The sequence below is a fragment of the Streptococcus oralis genome (genome assembly GCF_021497885.1).
GTDB lineage: Bacteria > Bacillota > Bacilli > Lactobacillales > Streptococcaceae > Streptococcus > Streptococcus oralis_BQ.
In genome coordinates this window covers 952,870-969,530 of sequence record NZ_CP046523.1, presented here as the reverse complement: position 1 = coordinate 969,530, position 16,661 = coordinate 952,870, and the positions used below count along the sequence as shown (strand labels likewise).

Sequence of the window (16,661 nt, the reverse complement as noted above, 5' to 3'; positions counted from 1 at the left end):
TTCTCCAAAATATTTAAAAAATCATTTTTCCAAGATAACTCTTTAGCGTAGTCTAACGCAGATTTACCCGCTCGATGAAAAATGTTGTAAACTATCTTTTATGTTCATTCTTTTTCAATTCCTTATCTAAATCTTGAAGTAAGTAAATGATCTCACTTTGATAATGCGTTGTCTCATCTGCAAACATTCTAACTAGACTTTTAAGATTTATGTTTTTTGCTACTTCTCCACTTTCTACAATTTCACTTGCTAATTGATAAATACTTTGAATTGAGCCTGTAACACTTTTTTGTTTGGGGTACTCTTCTTCAATAATAAAAACAATTTTTTCAGCAATTCGCTTTAAACTACTTGTCATATCTCATTTCTCCCTCAATATATTGATAATCCATCATTTAGGAACTATTCTGAAATCCGAAATCCATTCTAATGGCCAGTCTTGCGGTAATAATATTGGGTCAGCACCACCTTTCAGCACAGTCTCTGATGAAGAAATCTTCTGTGGCGCAACTTTTCCAATACTCAGTGTTTCTCCTTTAGGAATTTGAATCTCTACTTTATACATTCGAGTATTTTTCCATTCGGGAAGTAATTCAGTATCAATCTTCGCTTGAATTCTATTTTGCGCAGGGCTGGAAGTTACAAAACCTCCTCTGTGAACTGACTTCCCCATTCGTCACTGTACCCTTCAAAACGAAGTCGCTCAATCATCATGTTACTAACGAAAAAAGCATCCATTCCAGGCATCTCACCCAAGGGCCAGATGCGAGCCAAGTAGTCTACCACATAGTCATCAAATCCTTCTTGAAGAGGCATCTTGCGGCCTGAAATCGTAACGAGTGGTCCTGGCCCCTCCGCTAAGCTTTTCTGGAGTTCCTCTGGTAAGAGCTCCAAATCGAGCTCAACAACAGAACCTAAAGGATAAATAGGACTGTAGACACTGTCCACAATCCCCATGAAATCCTGTAAATCCGTGATGGAAAATAGTTGATCTAGTTGATTATAATGGATCTGAGCTTCCTGGTTCTCATAACCATATGATCAATGGAGTAGGAACTAAGTTCAAAGCGCTTGACTACTTGTAAATCCATTATCTTATCTTCAAATATTATTTTCTACTTTCACCGTATCATACCAGTTATTGAATAATTCTAATTCTGAAGTATCATCTGAAATAGGCGAATAACTATATTTAGATTTGAGACTATTGCTGCTCTTATTATAAATAATTTTGATTTCGGTAGGTACTTCTTTTTTATTATTCTCAAACAAAATCTCGATTTTTTCCAAATCATCAATTCCTAATTCTAGAAGTTGTATCTGTCTATCATGTGAATCGTCTATTTTTTCATTTTCACTCAAAAAATCATTAATCTGATTGAGTCTAATTATCTCCCCATTTTTCTTAAAAAATAAATTGAAAAAATAACTACCTTCTTCCATATAACCATACAAATAAATTTCATCAATTTGACTATTCGAATATTCTAATCCCAAAGACACCAAATCAGATTGAATTTCCATTAATAAATCTTCAAATATCATTTACTTCACTCCATATTACTTCTTGTCAAATCATGTATCACCTCATATTTATGATAATCTTGATATCCTCATTACGTATAAAGAAAGTCAATACTTGTTGATGGGAGAGTTCAATAAAATTCAAATCAAATTTCACTGCGTTGCTTTTCTAAATTTATCATTATGGTTTGTCCCACAAAGGAGAAGGATATTCTGGTTCCTCGTTAGTCATCACTTGCAACCTGTTATATTTTACAGTTAAATCCAATATCTCAAATAAGCATTGCTCTGCTTCTTCAAAATTTTCAAATGTTCTAATCTTTCCTATAATACTTGCCCTATCTCCTAAAGAATAAACTAAGTATACTTTTTCCCCCTCATCATATTCTATTCGCGTTTGCCAATCTTCTCTCCCTTTATTCCTGCCATTAAATACGGAGACTCTTAGCGTAGTATAATTTAACTCTTCAATTTTCTGTTGAATTATTTTTTTTCATGCATCAATTTATCCATTTATTTTATCTCCTTTAATAGTCCCATTTTTTCGTACCAGCTAACAGATGTTCCAAGTTTAATCTGCGTTCCACCACCAGCTCCAAAAGCTTTTGCAATTTCACCTTTTGCAGGAGTAGCTAAATCTGAAAATGATATCCCTCGTTTTTGCATTATGATAGAAAGTTTTTCTTGATCCACATCAGACATAGAAAGAAAACCTTCTTCAAGATTTTTAAGATTTATATCTTTAACTACTTCATATTGATGATAATCTTGATACCCCTCTGGATAAGGTAATCCGCGTTTATTAAAAGCTATAATTTTTCCATCTTCAACCGGACTAACATACGTCCCCCCTGAAGGACCAAATCTATCAATAATCTGACCCGTATGTATATTAGCAGGGGAGGTTATCGGAGAGTTTTTAGGTTTAGTTTGTAATAATTCTTTTGTTATATTCTCTGCAGTAAGTTCACCTTTAAAAGTGGCCGTAGCTTTCCCAGAACCACCTACACCTCTTGCTACATCCTCCGCATGTTTGCTTGAGAAGTGCATCACCTCACGTAGTGTCTTGCTCTCAACGCTGAAGGTAGGCATTGTTCCCATACCTCCCGCAAAGGCAAATGCTTCTTGACGGATACTGACTGGGATTCGGGTATCTAATAATTTCTCCCCAAATTGCCTAATGACATTATTGCTCTTAGACAGGATATTGTCAGCCTTTGAACCCCATTTTTCGACATTTGCGAGAATTCTTGCCTTGGTACTGTTCTTGGCTAAGCTAATCATCTCAGCTGCCTTGGCTCCTAGCTTGGTACCCTTAGCCATCTTACCCACAGCCGCTGGACCAACAAAAAGACTCGCAATCTCAAAGGTCAAGCCTCCTGCATCATAGGCATCCATATGGGTGACCTTATCCCAGAGGGCTTTTCCGGTCTGCTGAGCACGATAAGCTGCCTTATCCGCATAGCTGGCATTGGGATCCTGGCCACGCTGAGCCGCTCCTGAATCCGTCAGAGCAGTGTAAGTTCCTACTCCTAACTCCGCAAGGCTAGACAGGTTATCTGCCGTTCCTTGCAAGTCTCGCTTCATCCACTCTGGAGTTTGACCTCCTGTTAAGCGATTGACGCCATCAATACTGGCAATACCAATGATCTGAGTCAAATCTACAGCTCCGATGGCAGTCTCTGAAACCATACTTCCAGCTGCACCAATAAAACCTTCCGCAAACAGGAGGATATCTTTCATCCCTTGAGGAAGCGGTAGATTTCGTGTTCCCTCAACGACATCTCCCCACCAGGAATCAATCTCATTCGAGCGGTCCTTCAGCCAGGCTTGGATGGGGTGATGATGTGCCAGAATTCCTTATATGCTACGCTTAGTAATCGTATTCTGCGATACCAATAAACTCTAATGTCCCAGAACCATTGTTACTTACTTTTAATTCTTCTTTAGAATAATCAAAATCATAAATCAAAACAATTGTATTATAGGTTGATGATATTTTAGGAAACTGCATAATAATCTCTTCATCGTATGAGAAACCTTCAAGCAAAACATCAATATTATTTTCAGGAACATCAACCCAATCTTTTTCAACTAAATCTCTATCGTAGTACGACAAATGAAAGTCTGTCTCAAATTCTGAAGAAACGCTATCCCCATCCTCTTTATATGAAATTTTGAAGTATTCTTGAAATTCTTCTTGACTGGCAAAATTACCAAGCCATAACGATACTTTTTGTTTCATTTTTAATACCTTCTCAATCCTTCTGGTAAATCTAAAATTCCATTTTTCATTCTTCGACTTGCCCATTCATTTAATCTGTGTGCAAATTCCTCATAATCATATGACGAATCAATAATTTTTAATATCTCATTATGAGCTTTTGTAGAGCCCCGTCCTCCATGTACTCCACGAGGATTTATGAACTGCACATCTTCAATTAAACTTCTCATTTCTTTGATATCATCCATGGAAACTCCCCATTTTTTAAATTGAGGAGTCCGAGAAACAAGATGCCATTCATGGTAGCCACCTGGTCTTCTTATTCTATCTTCGATTTTTTTACGTAATTCTGGGATTTCCCATAATTTCTCTAGTTCTTCTGGAGCTAAATTATCAAACCACTCATTAAATTTACCATTTTTAACTGTTGGAATAATATCATCATAGAAGCGCTCCGCTTTCCCAGAACCACCTACTCCTCGTGCTACATCATCCGCATGTTTGCTTGAGAAGTGCATCACCTCACGTAGTGTCTTGCTCTCAACGCTGAAGGTAGGCATTGTTCCCATACCTCCCGCAAAGGCAAATGCTTCTTGACGGATACTGACTGGGATTCGGGTATCTAATAATTTCTCGCCAAATTGCCTAATGACATTATTGCTCTTCGCTAGGATATTGTCAACCTTTGAACCCCATTTTTCGACATTTGCGAGAATTCTTGCTTTGGTACTGTTCTTGGCTAAGCTAATCATCTCAGCTGCCTTAGCTCCTAACTTGGTCCCCTTAGCCATCTTCCCTACAGCTGCTGGACCGACAAAAAGACTGGCAATCTCAAAGGTCAAGCCTCCTGCGTCATAGGCATCCATGTGGGTGACCTTATCCCAAAGGGCTTTTCCGGTCTCTTGAGCACGATAAGCAGCCTTATCCGCATAGCTGGCATTGGGATCCTGGCCACGCTGAGCCGCTCCTGGATCCGTCAGAGCAGTGTAAGTTCCTACTCCTAACTCCGCAAGGCTAGACAGGTTATCTGCCGTCCCTTTCAAGTCCCGCTTCATCCACTCTGGAGTTTGACCTCCTGTTAGGCGATTGACGCCATCAATACCGGCAATACCAATGATCTGAGTCAAATCTACAGCTCCGATGGCAGTCTCTGAAACCATACTACCAGCTGCACCAATAAAACCTTCCGCAAACAAGAGGGAATCCTTCATCCCTTGAGGAAGCGGTAGATTTCGTGTGCCCTCAACGACATCGCCCCACCAGGAACCAATCTCATTCGAGCGATCCTTCAGCCAGGCTTGGATGGGGTGATGACGGCGATAAGAAGCTTCTCGCTCAGCGGCTTCTTGTTCTGCCTTGCGTTTAGCAGCCTCAATCGCTTCTGCCTTGGCTTTCGCATACTGCTGATCCAGCTCATAAATTGCTTTACCGAGATCTTCATGCGCCACAAAGTTAGTTAAAACAGGATCACTATAACTCAGACTCTTCACTCTTCCAGCAGCCGCCATCTGGCTACTTAAAGCACTAAAAAGCTGTTCAGTACTGCTGGTTGTCGTCATCTTATCAAAGGCATTGACCTTATTCTTCGTATCCTGAACATACTTCCGGGCTGTTTGGGTATTGGTATAGAAGGTGCTGCTTAAGGGAGCACTCAGGTGATAGAGACTCGAAATACCATCATAGATACTCTTGAAATTGGTATCCATCACCTTGTGTTTCTCATCGGCTTCATTTAGCTTCTTGACTGCATCATCCAAAGTTTCTTCTGCTAGAACTGCGGTTGCGGAGGTTTCGCCGACAAGATTCTGAAAATCCGTGATCGTTTTGGAAAACTCAGAACCTAGAAATTCTAAGCTATTCTTTAAGCCAACAATCACGGGGTTATGAACATTATTGATTTCATTCGTAATTGCTTTCCCAACTTCTCCATGCATGGAATTACTGGTGATGATGGCATTCATCCCATTTTTAGCGGTATCCAACTGACTCTGAGCAGTTGCGACCATCTTCATATAGGCCTCTTGGGCTTTCTGAAGCTCCGCAATATCTACATAAAATCCCATTAGCCTTCCTCCGTGTTTAAATACGGCTCATAATACCGAACAAAATCCTCACTGCGCATAAAGGCAGTCGATACTTGTTGCTGGGAGAGCTCGATAAAATTCAAATCAAATTTCACTGCGTTGCTTTTCTAAATTTATCATTATGGTTTATCCCAAAGAGGTGAGGAATACATATAGCTTCCTCTGTTAGATATGTCCCTTCGACCCTCACATACTATAAAGTCCAATACATTAAAGAATTTTTTTTCAGCCTCAGAAAAATTATCAAATTCAAATGTTCTTCCAATTACATAAGCTCTCTCATCTCTGCTATTCACCATGAATAAACCATCTTTGTAAAATATATGTACAGCAAATGGTGTTCTATTTGTTTCATCGAAAAGAACATACCGTAAAGATATATAATTTTTTTCTTTTATAATACATTCTATTTCTTGTTTGAATTTTTCAATTTGTTCCGAATTCATTTTATCACCTCTTTTAATAAAGCTAAATCTTCATAATACTTCAAAGAATTCCCTAGTTGTATCTGAGTTCCTCCACCTGCTCCAAAGACTTTTGCAATTTCTCCTTGTTGAATATTAGCCAGATCTGACAAAGAAAATCCCCGGTTTTCCATTGCATCAATTAAGCTTTCTTTAACTTCTGATGAAGCTGTTTTAAAAGCATTTATTATATTTTCTTCTGTCAAATCATGCATTACTCTATATTGATGATAATCTTGATCCCCCTCTGGATAAGGTAATCCGCGTTTATTAAAAACTATAATTTTTCCATCTTCAACGTTAATTTACTGTTTACCATATCAAATCCATATTAACTCTCACTACTTGCCAGAATTTTTGACCCTTCTGGTAATAATTCTTCTAGCTCTTGACGGGTAAAATGCCTTTGTGCTGCGGCATTATTTTTTAAAACCTCAATGTGTTTTCGCCAAAAAAGCTTATTTGCTTCCTCTTGTGACATATTAGGTGGCCAAGCATCATTTTTTAGCCTAAAATGTAACTCTGCTAAATTCTTTTCTCCACTCTCAATCAACTGAAACAACTCTAGTGGCAATTCATACACCACTCGTTGTTCTGCAATACCTCCTTCATCCACGACAAGATAATATTGTTCGCCGTGTTTCCAGATATGCTGACCATACCCTGCGACTTCCTCAAACTTGATAACGTCTTCCCATGTAATATTGGTAATCCCCATCTTAGTATCCTCCTAATGATCTAGAGGTTATCAAAAGCGAAATGGTTAATCTTTATCTAGCGGTGACACGTAGTTATCTGGGAGTTTACCCTTCCAATCAATCCATTTTTGTTCTGCTAGAGGGATTAATTTTTCGAGTTCTTCTTGAGTAAAGTATTCTCTACTTTTAGGATTAGCTATAAGAGGGGTAAGTCCCTCCTCAATCCATTTTTTTTCACTAGCCTTTCTTTCTTCTTCGGTTGAAGGCCATTCATCATTTTGTAGCTTATAATGAATATCAACCATAGTTTTTGTCCCACTATCAAGCAACTGAAACAGCTCTAGAGGCAACTCATACACCACTCGTTGTTCCGCAATACCTCCTTCATCTGCGACAAGATAATACTGGCCATTATGCCTCCAAATCTGTTGACCGTAGCCTTTTATTTCCTCAAACTTGATAACTTCTTCCCATGTTAATTTACTGCGTTCCATGTGACATCTCCTTCCTTTATACTGATACCGTCCATGACACCCTCCGGCATGTCTCCTGGATAGGTTCTTCCCCCTGGTCGCCACCAACCATTCGCACCGTCTTCCCTACCACTTGGGATTGAGATCCCTTTTTCAGAGACAACTTCCGGTGCTACATCCAAGCGATAAAGTGGATTGTCACCTAAGTACCCTTCGTCAAAGCCCAGTAAGGTTTCATAGAGGCGATTATCACCTTTGGCGACATCTTGAATAACATCCGCATGGTCTTTACTCAACCAAAAACTTGTGCCATCTTTACCTCCAATAATTCCTTCTTGATAATTAGGATCTGGCTTAAATTTTTGAAATCTAGTAGCACCATTCTCAAATTGTTGTCTATGAGCCTCAATATAGTCTGGACTATAAGTATTTTCCACACTAGGACGATCATTTTTTGGAGTTCCCAGTATTCTATCTGGTGAGTAATCTGGCTGATACTCAACCTTAGGTGCCTTTTCCGAGATTTCCAACACTCTCACGCGGTCTTCTGGACTAAGGCCGGCCTCCGCATACTTGTTCCACTGGCTATAACGTTGAGCGTCCCCTGCCGACATACCGTCAATGAAAGTTCTCGCCTTTGCTCCACTCTCCACCACATCATCCGCATGTTTGCTTGAGAAGCGCATCACATCACGTAGTGTCTTACTCTCAACGCTGAAGGCAGGCATGGTTCCCATACCACCCACAAAGGCAACTGCCTCTTTACGAATGCCGACTGGGATTCGAGTATCTAATAGTTTCTCGCCAAATTTCCCAATGACATTATTGCTCTTCGCTAGGATATTGTCAACCTTTGATCCCCATTTTTCGACATTTGCGAGAACTCTTGCTTTGGTACTGTTCTTGGCTAACTGAATCATCTCAGCTGCCTTAGCTCCGAGTTTCGTGCCCTTAGCCATCTTACCTACAGCTGCTGGGCCGACAAAAAGACTCGCAATCTCAAAGGTCAAGCCTCCTGCATCATAGGCATCCATATGGGTAACTTTATCCCAGAGGGCTTTTCCTGTCTCTTGAGCACGATAAGCGGCCTTATCCGCATAGCTGGCATTGGGATCCTGGCCACGCATAGCCGCACCTGGATCAGTCAGAGCAGTGTAAGTTCCTACTCCTAACTCCACAAGGCTAGACAGGTTATCTGCCGTTCCTTGCAAGTCCCGCTTCATCCACTCTGGAGTTTGACCTCCTGTTAAGCGATTGATGCCATCAATACTGGCAATACCAATGATCTGAGTCAAATCTACAGCTCCGATGGCAGTCTCTGAAACCATACTTCCAGCTGCACCAATAAAACCTTCCGCAAACAGGAGAGTATCTTTCATCAACGTAAAATATCATCTAAACCACAGGACTACGATTTAAATCATAAATATCTATTTGGTTTTTTTCAAATAACATTTCTAATTTTTGATACCCATTCTCAACAAAAAAATGGTACTCCGACTCAGAAATCGGAACAGCAAACAACCAAGTTACATATTCATGATCAAATTCCAAATCGTGCAACTCCCATAAAAATGGGATAGTCAATAACATGTGCTTCATATTAGAATCTAGATAATAATTATCTATTGCATTTAGAAATACAGTCCCTGGCATACAAGGAGATGATCCATCCATCACTTTAAAAGCACAGTCACTTATTATATTTGGAAACAAATCATTCCTACTATCTGTTGAACCAATAATTTCTGCTCTTAAAGATTTATCATCTATCTTTTTGTTCAAAGTGTAGTCTGATAACCCAACAGTGGAGTAAGAAGATACGTGTTCAATTGGAGAATCATCACCACAAAATATGTCAATTTCTTTTCCATATTCATCTTTAAATGCATATACTCTTGGAGTACCGCCAACATCATCTAAAAGCTTTCTAGCTATCTCTTTTTTATCATATTCCATAGTAAGTCCCTTTCTTCAAAATCATGGACCAAAATAAAAATCCGTCTTATCTTCACCAATATGACTTCTATTAGATTCTGGTAGCTCTGGTCTATAGCTATTGGGATTATTATATTCATCTAAAAATTGTTTACGAGTTATTTTTCTATCAGCCGCACTTTGTTGGTGTTTTCTAAATTCATGTCCCGGTTCATGCCCCATATCCCAAGGCTCCTCAATATCCATTACCTTTTTAGTAATAGGATCTTTGACAACACCTTGTTCATCCTTAGCTTTATCCCAGACAGTTTCCTTTACATTCTTCCTATAACCTGATGGACGCTTGTAAAGTTTTTTCTCTGAATCAGATAGCTTACGCGGAACGAGCTGTCTTACTTCTCCAGAACCACCTACACCTCTCACCACATAATCTGCGTGTTTGCTAGAGAAGTGCATCACCTCACGTAGAGTCTTACTCTCAACGCTGAAGGCAGGCATGATTCCCATACCTCCCGCAAAGGCAACTGCCTCTTTACGAATGCCGACTGGGATTCGGGTATCTAATAATTTCTCGCCAAATTTCCCAATGACATTATTGCTCTTCGCTAGGATATTGTCAACCTTTGATCCCCATTTTTCTAGAGTTAACTACTAATGCTAGTTCAATGCTGTTTTTAAAACAGATTCCAATAAGTCGTCTAGAGTACTATACTTGTTAACTAGATCTCCTGAAGGTAAATCTAACTCCTTATATACTCTATCAAAAGTATCATAGACATACCAACTCATACCACTCTCACCTAAAAAGAAATAGCTGTTGTTACTAGATTCCTCATGCCAAATAATATTCATTTCAAATATATCATAGACATCTTCATCTATAATATCTGGGTTTGTTTTTTGAGAAATACCATACAAAATGAAACCATTAAAATCAATTCCATTTACTTGAGAAAGAAATCTTTTATAATCTTCCATTACTTCATCATTCGGCCAAACGTTATGTTTCTTCATAAGAGCTGAAAAAACAGTATTTGGAACTCCACTATTAACAGAATCTCCGTACTTTTCTTCAATTTCTGAAATTTTTGAAATAAAATTCATCCACATTTTTTATATCTCCTCTATTCTAATTTGGATAAATATTATCTGTAAAGAATGGCCAATCAACTAATTTAGAGTCTCCAACTTCCATACCTTTAACAATATGCCGTTGATAATTAGTTACCACTTTATGATAAGGATCATTCTTTATTAAGACAAGATTCTCAAAACTATTTGTTCCACTATCATCTAATGGCAACTGATGATGAACTTGGTAACCTTTAGGAACTAAACCATCTGCTAATTTTTGTATATCGGACTCACTGAATCCCAACTCTCGTAATTTATCAGTATCTTTGGAAATATCCTTTAAAAATTCTTTTCGAACAGTTAAGTCAAATTCTCTTCTTAATTTTTGATATTCTTCTCTAGCTCTTTTAGCATACTCGATTTCTTTCAAGGAAATATTGGGTATCTCAACATTTTCTCCACGTAGAGTCCAAGAAAATCCTCCTCTGGAGCTCGAAAGTTTTGAATAAACATCCCGAGCTTTATCCTTAAAATACTGAATGACCTCACCGACTGTTGGCTGATGACCTACTCTACCTACACCAGCTAAAACTTCGCTTCCTACTGAGAAAGGAAGCTCTTTCTTCAGTAGATTTTTGGTGAAACGCTTAATGACATCATCGCCCTTCGCAAGAATCCTGTCAACCTTTGAACCCCATTTTTCGACATTTGCGAGAACTCTTGCTTTGGTGCTGTTCTTGGCTAAGTTAATCATCTCAGCTGCCTTAGCTCCTAACTTGGTCCCCTTAGCCATCTTCCCTACAGCTGCTGGACCGACAAAAAGACTGGCAATCTCAAAGGTCAAGCCTCCTGCGTCATAGGCATCCATATGGGTAACTTTATCCCAAAGGGCTTTTCCGGTCTCTTGAGCACGATAAGCAGCCTTATCCGCATAGCTGGCATTAGGGTCTTGACCACGCTGAGCCGCTCCTGGATCCGTCAGAGCAGTGTAAGTTCCTACTCCTAACTCCGCAAGGCTAGACAGGTTATCTGCCGTCCCTTTCAAGTCCCGCTTCATCCACTCTGGAGTTTGACCTCCTGTTAGGCGATTGACGCCATCAATACCGGCAATACCAATGATCTGAGTCAAATCTACAGCTCCGATGGCAGTCTCTGAAACCATACTTCCAGCTGCACCAATAAAACCTTCCGCAAACAAGAGTGTATCTTTCAAGTCCTGTGGAATAGGTAGATTCCGTGTGCCCTCAACGACATCGCCCCACCAGGAGCCAATCTCGTTCGAGCGATCCTTCAGCCAGGCTTGGATGGGGTGATGACGGCGATATGAAGCTTCTAGCTCAGCGGCTTCTTGTTCTGCCTTGCGTTTAGCAGCCTCAATCGCTTCTGCCTTGGCTTTCGCATACTGCTGATCCAGCTCATAAATCGCTTTACCGAGTTCTTCATGCGCCACAAAGTCGGTCAAAATAGGATCACTATAACTCAGACTCTTCACTCTTCCAGCAGCTGCCATCTGGCTACTTAAAGCACTAAAAAGTTGCTCCGTACTGCTGGTTGTCGTCATCTTATCAAAGGCATTGACCTTATTCTTCGTATCCTGAACATACTTCCGGGCTGTCTGGGTATTAGTATAGAAGGTGCTGCTTAAGGGAGCACTCAGGTGATAGAGACTCGAAATACCATCATAGATACTCTTGAAATTGGTATCCATGACCTTGTGTTTCTCATCGGCTTCATTTAGCTTCTTGACCGCATCATCCAAAGTTTCTTCTGCTAAAACTGCCGTTGCAGAGGTTTCGCCGACAAGATTCTGAAAATCCGTGATCGTCTTGGAAAACTCAGAACCTAGAAATTCTAAGCTATTCTTTAAGCCAACAATCACGGGGTTATGAACATTATTGATTTCATTCGTAATCGCTTTCCCAACTTCTCCATGCATGGAATTACTGGTGATGATGGCATTCATCCCATTTTTAGCGGTATCCAACTGACTCTGAGCAGTCGCGACCATCTTCATATAGGCCTCTTGGGCTTTCTGAAGCTCCGCAATATCGACATAAAATCCCATTAGCCTTCCTCCGTGTTTAAATACGGCTCATAATACCGAACAAAATCCTCACTGCGCATAAAGGCAGTCGAGACTTGTTGCTGGGAGAGTTGAGTCGCACGTAAAACATCCTCTGTGAACTGACTTTCCCAGTCGTCACTATAGCCTTCAAAACGAAGTCGCTCAATCATCATGTTACTTACGAAAAAAGCATCCATTCCAGGCATCTCACCCAAAGGCCAGATGCGAGCCAAGTAGTCTACCACGTAGTCATCAAATCCTTCTTGAAGAGGCATCTTGCGGCCTGAAATCGTAACGAGTGGTCCTGGCCCCTCCGCTAAGCTTTTCTGGAGTTCCTCTGGTAAGAGCTCCAAATCTAGCTCAACAACAGAACCTAAAGGATAAATAGGACTGTAGACACTGTCCACAATCCCCATGAAATCCTGTAAATCCGTGATGGAAAATAGTTGATCTAGTTGATTATAATGGATCTGAGCTTCCTGGTTCTCATAATCAAAATGACAAGTAAAAGTTGCACCGAAACTTGGCACATACTCATAGACATCCTCTAATTTTCTCAGAGCCTTATAGAGTCCCTTCAAAATCTGCGGACGCATTCCTAATTGTTGACCAAGTTGAATCAAAGTATCATCTACTTCGAATGACTCTCTCGTACGGCTAGTAATAATACTTGTAAAAATCTTATTCTTATCGTATTGAACCATTACTTAAACCTCACATTGGCTGTATTCTTATCAAACTGACCGGCCATAGCTTTATCATCAGCCACAATCTTTTCACCCACCGTAATCATTTGAGAAGTACGCTCCATTTCAAAATCCTTATAATCATTCAAAATTTTTTTCGCTTGTTCTTGAAGGGTCTCAAAAGATTTCATCCGATTCAAGGTAGTTTTTCCAATCTTTGTCACTTGAATGTCTGATACAGATGCGACCTTAGTCCGTGCTGAGGTAACAACACTTTGCCAAGAAGCTGAACTGATTCCTATTTTATCCATCTATCCTACTCCCTAAAAAATAGCTGCCAAGAAGCTTTCAACCGCATTCCAAGCACTTCCAATAGCACCACCTAAATCGCCTAGCTCCAATTTTCGCTTTGCGATCTCTGCATCCAACTTCGCCAAATTCATTTCATGCTCATTTTGATGCGTATTCATCGTCGTCGCAATTTTCGATAAAGTCTTATCAAATGTATCACGTCTTGTCCCTTTAAAGGTATCTGTAGAAATAGTTGTAGAGTATTGAGAAACTGTATTGCGGAACTCACTATAGGATTGAATTTGCTTAGAAAGTTCTTTCCTAGCAGATTCTAACTTCTCAATCTCTGCTTTTTTCTTATCGTATGCTTTCTGGTACTGATTCGCCAAACTTTCATAGCGACTCGCTTGCGCTCGATTATAAGCATTACTAGCAAGCCGCTTTTCTTCAAAATCACTCATCTTTATACCTCTTTTGACTAAATCTTACAGTTAATAGAATTATATCAAAAATTCTGATGTTTTACCATAAGGAGAATGAAAAATAAAAGCAAGTCAAATGACTCGCTTTTATTCACTGATAAGTTTGATGCGATAACCATCTCGGCTGGTGAAGTAGTTGTACTCATTCACTCCGACAACCGATTCTGTGAAGCTACTCTGGTAAAAATAATAGTATAAAAATGATACTATTTCGTTCTTCCTTTTACCACTTTCTCCTTGTTTTCCTCCAACCACTGTAGATAAAGCTTTGCATAGCGTTCTTCCTCATCGTTACGGTAACCTTCAAATATGACTTCGTCAAAATCTTCTTCGTTAAAATAATAAATCTCTTCTGGATTGAGACCATCTGGAAAAACAGAGCCTGTATAGTCAAAAACAACATCTGCCCCCTCCTGATTAACAATCATTCCACGACCAATAATCACAACTTTCTGGTTACCATCTGCTAGGTAAACAATACTTCCTAATGGTAATAACATTTTATGCCTCCTGTGTATTTTTAATAATATGAAATTTAAAACGATTTAAATTATATTGTATTGATATAGCATAGATAAATAAAATTGAATAACCTCCAATAAAGGTAAATAATAGCAGAGTGAGATAATTTGAATTGAAAATCCCAATGAAAAGACACCCTGAGAAAAGCAATATAAAAGTTATTAAATGTTGAATAACCTTAAAAAATGAGGAATTAGATCCTTTCTTATTTTCTTTTATTGTAGCTCGTAATAATAATGCATCCTGAAAATTAAATTTAAGAGTTTTATCCATTCCTAAATTTAAAACTAGAAAAATTAGCAAAGCTCCGATAAAAAATAAAATAAGAATAATTCGCCATGAAGAAAAAATCATGGGATTATTTGCGAATTTTGGAGGAAAGAATAAGAGCCAAAATACCAAAGCAACAGACACAATATCAAATACTTTCCTAAAATTTTCTAACCATATATTAAATGGCTTTACTTCATACTGTTCAACTTGTTCCGTCACATCATAAATTAAGTATTCCGTATTATTATACGCATTAAATCTCCACAAATAATTTCGGATGTCCTTTGGATTAAAATAATCTATTACATAAAGACGGTTATGGACTTCTATTAGATAATAACGGTTATCCAGCCGCCCCACTACACGGGCTACATAGTTAGCTTTTTTCTCCATTATCCAAAAACTCCTTTAATTGCTTTGAGTGGATTGCTAAATGATTTTCCGATATTAGATATTCCTTTTCCTATTCCGTTTAAAAGATCTCCTGCACCATCAACTACAGCTCTAAATGGTTTCACATTTTTATACAGAGCTTTTACACCTACAGAAACAGCTGCCCCCACTGCTACAGCTCCAACTAGACCAACAACAACTGGAGCTCCAGCTAAAGCTGAACCCACAGCAAGACCGGCTACCCAGCCAGCTGTTCCAGCCGTTAAGCCATAACTAACTGCTCTACCAACATTATGGTATTCTTTATAATGGTCACTTCCTTCTGAACACATTCCTAGACCAACAAGTCCTCTTCCACCCCATTTAGCAACATTTCCAAGAACTTTACTGGTAGAATTCGGTATTTTTTTCAGCGTGCTAGTTATCCAATTTCTCATTTTTGAACTATCTTTTATAAATCTTCCTGCGGCATCACGCGGTTGCAAAGTCGCCGCCAGTGAACGACCTATATTTTTAGATTCCTCAATAACTTTCCCTTTAACATGATCCAAAAAAGATCCTATAGTTTCTTTAGAAAATTCGCTTCCAACCATGGCCTCCGTAAGGCTACTCTTGATCGATACTACTAAAGCTCAAGTGTCAATCTTGGATATGAGATATTCTTTTTCTCTACTATAAATTTCTCCTGCAACTGTTCCTCTGCTTCATCAATATATCCCTCAAACCAAATCTTGTCAATATTTTCATGATTGAAGAAATAAACTTGATTATCCGTATTTCCAGAAGGATAAAGACAAGCTGAATAGTCAAAATATCCAATTGTTCCTCGACTATTGTAAAGTGGAAACCGATTTATAATCATCACTTTAGTATCACCGTTCTGTAGTTGAACAACACTTCCAATAGGTAAATAATTACTCATTCTTTAACTCCTTTATCAATTGATTTAAAATAATATATCGTTCTTTCGTTTTTGTATTTAAGAATAAACAAAAAGGAAAAAGTAAACCGACGGAAACAAATAAGAATAAAAAGATTGATGTCAGTAAATATAGAATAGCAGAAATTGTAACTATTAGAAATAAAGATATGATAGTTATCATCGCAATCTTAGCATTTCTTTTTTCTTGATGAAGAAATATACCATATGATTCTCTTGACAGGTATAAATCAGATAATTCTATCCCTCTATACAACTTTTTAACGTAGATTCGCGAAACAGAAAAAACTGCAATTGTCCCAAATATCAGTATTAAAATATTAAATAATAAAATATTTATAAATAGATATTGATTTAACCATCTAACTATTGGCAACATAAACAGTATAATCATCACTAAGAAAGATTGACTATAGCTGCTTTCTTTTTTATCTATCCTGATTAGTAATTTTTGACTGCTTTTATCATAAAAAACAGATTGCTTTTGATAGATTCCTACAGGAATAATTTCGTAATTATCTTTCATCATC

25 protein-coding genes are annotated in these 16,661 nt (G+C 38.6%); all 25 read right to left on the bottom strand.

Going from position 1 to position 16,661, the window contains the following annotated elements; translation table 11 throughout:
- Positions 1-91 precede the first annotated feature (91 nt).
- The 25 genes from GOM48_RS04915 to GOM48_RS04795 all read right to left on the bottom strand — a co-directional run bounded on the left by GOM48_RS04915 (position 92) and on the right by GOM48_RS04795 (position 16,660).
- Entirely contained in the window at positions 92-358 is a 267-nt protein-coding gene (locus tag GOM48_RS04915; protein WP_138100279.1) for a disulfide bond formation protein, read from the bottom strand.
- Positions 359-391: 33 nt separating this feature from the next.
- A complete protein-coding gene (locus tag GOM48_RS04910; protein ID WP_235098700.1) occupies positions 392-673 on the bottom strand; it encodes a hypothetical protein in 282 nt (93 codons plus the stop codon).
- Positions 640-957: a DUF4176 domain-containing protein gene (locus tag GOM48_RS04905; protein ID WP_235098698.1), complete on the bottom strand. Its 318-nt coding sequence runs from the start codon at positions 955-957 to the stop codon at positions 640-642. The genes GOM48_RS04910 and GOM48_RS04905 overlap by 34 nt, the downstream gene beginning before the upstream one ends.
- Positions 958-1,101: 144 nt before the next feature.
- The gene (locus GOM48_RS04900; protein WP_084946673.1) at positions 1,102-1,545 is read right to left on the bottom strand and encodes a hypothetical protein; all 444 of its coding nucleotides are present in this window, start codon (positions 1,543-1,545) and stop codon (positions 1,102-1,104) included.
- A gap of 160 nt (positions 1,546-1,705) precedes the next feature.
- Positions 1,706-1,996, bottom strand: a complete 291-nt coding sequence (locus GOM48_RS04895) for an Imm59 family immunity protein (protein ID WP_235098743.1) — start codon at positions 1,994-1,996, stop codon at positions 1,706-1,708.
- 41 nt (positions 1,997-2,037) lie between these two features.
- Positions 2,038-3,267, bottom strand: coding sequence for a TNT domain-containing protein (locus tag GOM48_RS04890; protein ID WP_235098695.1), 1,230 nt, complete (start codon positions 3,265-3,267; stop codon positions 2,038-2,040).
- A gap of 130 nt (positions 3,268-3,397) precedes the next feature.
- Positions 3,398-3,769, bottom strand: a complete 372-nt coding sequence (locus GOM48_RS04885; protein WP_084948141.1) for an immunity 22 family protein — start codon at positions 3,767-3,769, stop codon at positions 3,398-3,400.
- Positions 3,770-3,771: 2 nt separating this feature from the next.
- Positions 3,772-5,811, bottom strand: a complete 2,040-nt coding sequence (locus tag GOM48_RS04880; protein ID WP_235098694.1) for a T7SS effector LXG polymorphic toxin — start codon at positions 5,809-5,811, stop codon at positions 3,772-3,774.
- 140 nt (positions 5,812-5,951) lie between these two features.
- Entirely contained in the window at positions 5,952-6,278 is a 327-nt protein-coding gene (locus tag GOM48_RS04875) for an Imm59 family immunity protein (protein ID WP_235098692.1), read from the bottom strand.
- Complete coding sequence (locus GOM48_RS04870; protein WP_158085991.1) at positions 6,275-6,511, bottom strand: hypothetical protein; 237 nt, start codon at positions 6,509-6,511, stop codon at positions 6,275-6,277. Before GOM48_RS04870 ends, GOM48_RS04875 begins: the two co-directional genes overlap by 4 nt.
- A 116-nt stretch (positions 6,512-6,627) precedes the next feature.
- On the bottom strand, positions 6,628-7,014 hold the full coding sequence (locus tag GOM48_RS04865; RefSeq protein WP_084946685.1) for a hypothetical protein: 387 nt from the start codon (positions 7,012-7,014) through the stop codon (positions 6,628-6,630).
- Between the two features lie 45 nt (positions 7,015-7,059).
- A complete protein-coding gene (locus tag GOM48_RS04860; RefSeq protein WP_004263618.1) occupies positions 7,060-7,488 on the bottom strand; it encodes a hypothetical protein in 429 nt (142 codons plus the stop codon).
- Positions 7,470-8,846: a hypothetical protein gene (locus GOM48_RS04855; RefSeq protein ID WP_235098690.1), complete on the bottom strand. Its 1,377-nt coding sequence runs from the start codon at positions 8,844-8,846 to the stop codon at positions 7,470-7,472. The genes GOM48_RS04860 and GOM48_RS04855 overlap by 19 nt, the downstream gene beginning before the upstream one ends.
- 16 nt (positions 8,847-8,862) lie before the next feature.
- On the bottom strand, positions 8,863-9,426 hold the full coding sequence (locus GOM48_RS04850) for a suppressor of fused domain protein (RefSeq protein WP_084946703.1): 564 nt from the start codon (positions 9,424-9,426) through the stop codon (positions 8,863-8,865).
- Positions 9,427-9,447: 21 nt separating this feature from the next.
- A complete protein-coding gene (locus tag GOM48_RS04845) occupies positions 9,448-9,912 on the bottom strand; it encodes an HNH/ENDO VII family nuclease (RefSeq protein WP_321159615.1) in 465 nt (154 codons plus the stop codon).
- A 150-nt stretch (positions 9,913-10,062) separates the two neighbouring features.
- On the bottom strand, positions 10,063-10,515 hold the full coding sequence (locus tag GOM48_RS04840; protein WP_235098688.1) for a YrhA family protein: 453 nt from the start codon (positions 10,513-10,515) through the stop codon (positions 10,063-10,065).
- A 19-nt stretch (positions 10,516-10,534) separates the two neighbouring features.
- The gene (locus tag GOM48_RS04835; RefSeq protein WP_235098686.1) at positions 10,535-12,544 is read right to left on the bottom strand and encodes a T7SS effector LXG polymorphic toxin; all 2,010 of its coding nucleotides are present in this window, start codon (positions 12,542-12,544) and stop codon (positions 10,535-10,537) included.
- Complete coding sequence (locus GOM48_RS04830; protein ID WP_235098684.1) at positions 12,544-13,248, bottom strand: DUF4176 domain-containing protein; 705 nt, start codon at positions 13,246-13,248, stop codon at positions 12,544-12,546. Before GOM48_RS04830 ends, GOM48_RS04835 begins: the two co-directional genes overlap by 1 nt.
- Positions 13,248-13,541, bottom strand: coding sequence for a type VII secretion protein (locus GOM48_RS04825; RefSeq protein ID WP_235098682.1), 294 nt, complete (start codon positions 13,539-13,541; stop codon positions 13,248-13,250). The genes GOM48_RS04830 and GOM48_RS04825 overlap by 1 nt, the downstream gene beginning before the upstream one ends.
- Positions 13,542-13,553: 12 nt before the next feature.
- Positions 13,554-13,982 (bottom strand): DUF5082 domain-containing protein, encoded by a 429-nt coding sequence (locus GOM48_RS04820; RefSeq protein WP_070842359.1) that lies wholly within the window; start codon positions 13,980-13,982, stop codon positions 13,554-13,556.
- A 227-nt stretch (positions 13,983-14,209) separates the two neighbouring features.
- On the bottom strand, positions 14,210-14,503 hold the full coding sequence (locus tag GOM48_RS04815) for a DUF4176 domain-containing protein (RefSeq protein WP_235098680.1): 294 nt from the start codon (positions 14,501-14,503) through the stop codon (positions 14,210-14,212).
- A gap of 1 nt (position 14,504) precedes the next feature.
- Complete coding sequence (locus GOM48_RS04810) at positions 14,505-15,191, bottom strand: hypothetical protein (protein ID WP_235098678.1); 687 nt, start codon at positions 15,189-15,191, stop codon at positions 14,505-14,507.
- Entirely contained in the window at positions 15,191-15,784 is a 594-nt protein-coding gene (locus GOM48_RS04805) for a hypothetical protein (RefSeq protein WP_235098676.1), read from the bottom strand. Before GOM48_RS04805 ends, GOM48_RS04810 begins: the two co-directional genes overlap by 1 nt.
- Before the next feature lie 32 nt (positions 15,785-15,816).
- Complete coding sequence (locus tag GOM48_RS04800; protein WP_084948595.1) at positions 15,817-16,113, bottom strand: DUF4176 domain-containing protein; 297 nt, start codon at positions 16,111-16,113, stop codon at positions 15,817-15,819.
- The gene (locus GOM48_RS04795) at positions 16,106-16,660 is read right to left on the bottom strand and encodes a hypothetical protein (protein WP_235098656.1); all 555 of its coding nucleotides are present in this window, start codon (positions 16,658-16,660) and stop codon (positions 16,106-16,108) included. Before GOM48_RS04795 ends, GOM48_RS04800 begins: the two co-directional genes overlap by 8 nt.
- Position 16,661: the final 1 nt, after the last annotated feature.

Bases quoted from the DNA above. Each gene is read 5' to 3' on its own strand.
- GOM48_RS04915 (WP_138100279.1), bottom strand. From the start codon at position 358: ATGACAAGTAGTTTAAAGCGAATTGCTGAAAAAATTGTTTTTATTATT.
- GOM48_RS04910 (WP_235098700.1), bottom strand. From the start codon at position 673: ATGGGGAAGTCAGTTCACAGAGGAGGTTTTGTAACTTCCAGCCCTGCG.
- GOM48_RS04905 (WP_235098698.1), bottom strand. From the start codon at position 957: ATGGGGATTGTGGACAGTGTCTACAGTCCTATTTATCCTTTAGGTTCT.
- GOM48_RS04900 (WP_084946673.1), bottom strand. From the start codon at position 1,545: ATGATATTTGAAGATTTATTAATGGAAATTCAATCTGATTTGGTGTCT.
- GOM48_RS04890 (WP_235098695.1), bottom strand. From the start codon at position 3,267: ATGAAAGATATCCTCCTGTTTGCGGAAGGTTTTATTGGTGCAGCTGGA.
- GOM48_RS04885 (WP_084948141.1), bottom strand. From the start codon at position 3,769: ATGAAACAAAAAGTATCGTTATGGCTTGGTAATTTTGCCAGTCAAGAA.
- GOM48_RS04880 (WP_235098694.1), bottom strand. From the start codon at position 5,811: ATGGGATTTTATGTAGATATTGCGGAGCTTCAGAAAGCCCAAGAGGCC.
- GOM48_RS04875 (WP_235098692.1), bottom strand. From the start codon at position 6,278: ATGAATTCGGAACAAATTGAAAAATTCAAACAAGAAATAGAATGTATT.
- GOM48_RS04870 (WP_158085991.1), bottom strand. From the start codon at position 6,511: ATGCATGATTTGACAGAAGAAAATATAATAAATGCTTTTAAAACAGCT.
- GOM48_RS04865 (WP_084946685.1), bottom strand. From the start codon at position 7,014: ATGGGGATTACCAATATTACATGGGAAGACGTTATCAAGTTTGAGGAA.
- GOM48_RS04860 (WP_004263618.1), bottom strand. From the start codon at position 7,488: ATGGAACGCAGTAAATTAACATGGGAAGAAGTTATCAAGTTTGAGGAA.
- GOM48_RS04855 (WP_235098690.1), bottom strand. From the start codon at position 8,846: ATGAAAGATACTCTCCTGTTTGCGGAAGGTTTTATTGGTGCAGCTGGA.
- GOM48_RS04850 (WP_084946703.1), bottom strand. From the start codon at position 9,426: ATGGAATATGATAAAAAAGAGATAGCTAGAAAGCTTTTAGATGATGTT.
- GOM48_RS04845 (WP_321159615.1), bottom strand. From the start codon at position 9,912: ATGGGAATCATGCCTGCCTTCAGCGTTGAGAGTAAGACTCTACGTGAG.
- GOM48_RS04840 (WP_235098688.1), bottom strand. From the start codon at position 10,515: ATGTGGATGAATTTTATTTCAAAAATTTCAGAAATTGAAGAAAAGTAC.
- GOM48_RS04835 (WP_235098686.1), bottom strand. From the start codon at position 12,544: ATGGGATTTTATGTCGATATTGCGGAGCTTCAGAAAGCCCAAGAGGCC.
- GOM48_RS04830 (WP_235098684.1), bottom strand. From the start codon at position 13,248: ATGGTTCAATACGATAAGAATAAGATTTTTACAAGTATTATTACTAGC.
- GOM48_RS04825 (WP_235098682.1), bottom strand. From the start codon at position 13,541: ATGGATAAAATAGGAATCAGTTCAGCTTCTTGGCAAAGTGTTGTTACC.
- GOM48_RS04820 (WP_070842359.1), bottom strand. From the start codon at position 13,982: ATGAGTGATTTTGAAGAAAAGCGGCTTGCTAGTAATGCTTATAATCGA.
- GOM48_RS04815 (WP_235098680.1), bottom strand. From the start codon at position 14,503: ATGTTATTACCATTAGGAAGTATTGTTTACCTAGCAGATGGTAACCAG.
- GOM48_RS04810 (WP_235098678.1), bottom strand. From the start codon at position 15,191: ATGGAGAAAAAAGCTAACTATGTAGCCCGTGTAGTGGGGCGGCTGGAT.
- GOM48_RS04805 (WP_235098676.1), bottom strand. From the start codon at position 15,784: ATGGTTGGAAGCGAATTTTCTAAAGAAACTATAGGATCTTTTTTGGAT.
- GOM48_RS04800 (WP_084948595.1), bottom strand. From the start codon at position 16,113: ATGAGTAATTATTTACCTATTGGAAGTGTTGTTCAACTACAGAACGGT.
- GOM48_RS04795 (WP_235098656.1), bottom strand. From the start codon at position 16,660: ATGATGAAAGATAATTACGAAATTATTCCTGTAGGAATCTATCAAAAG.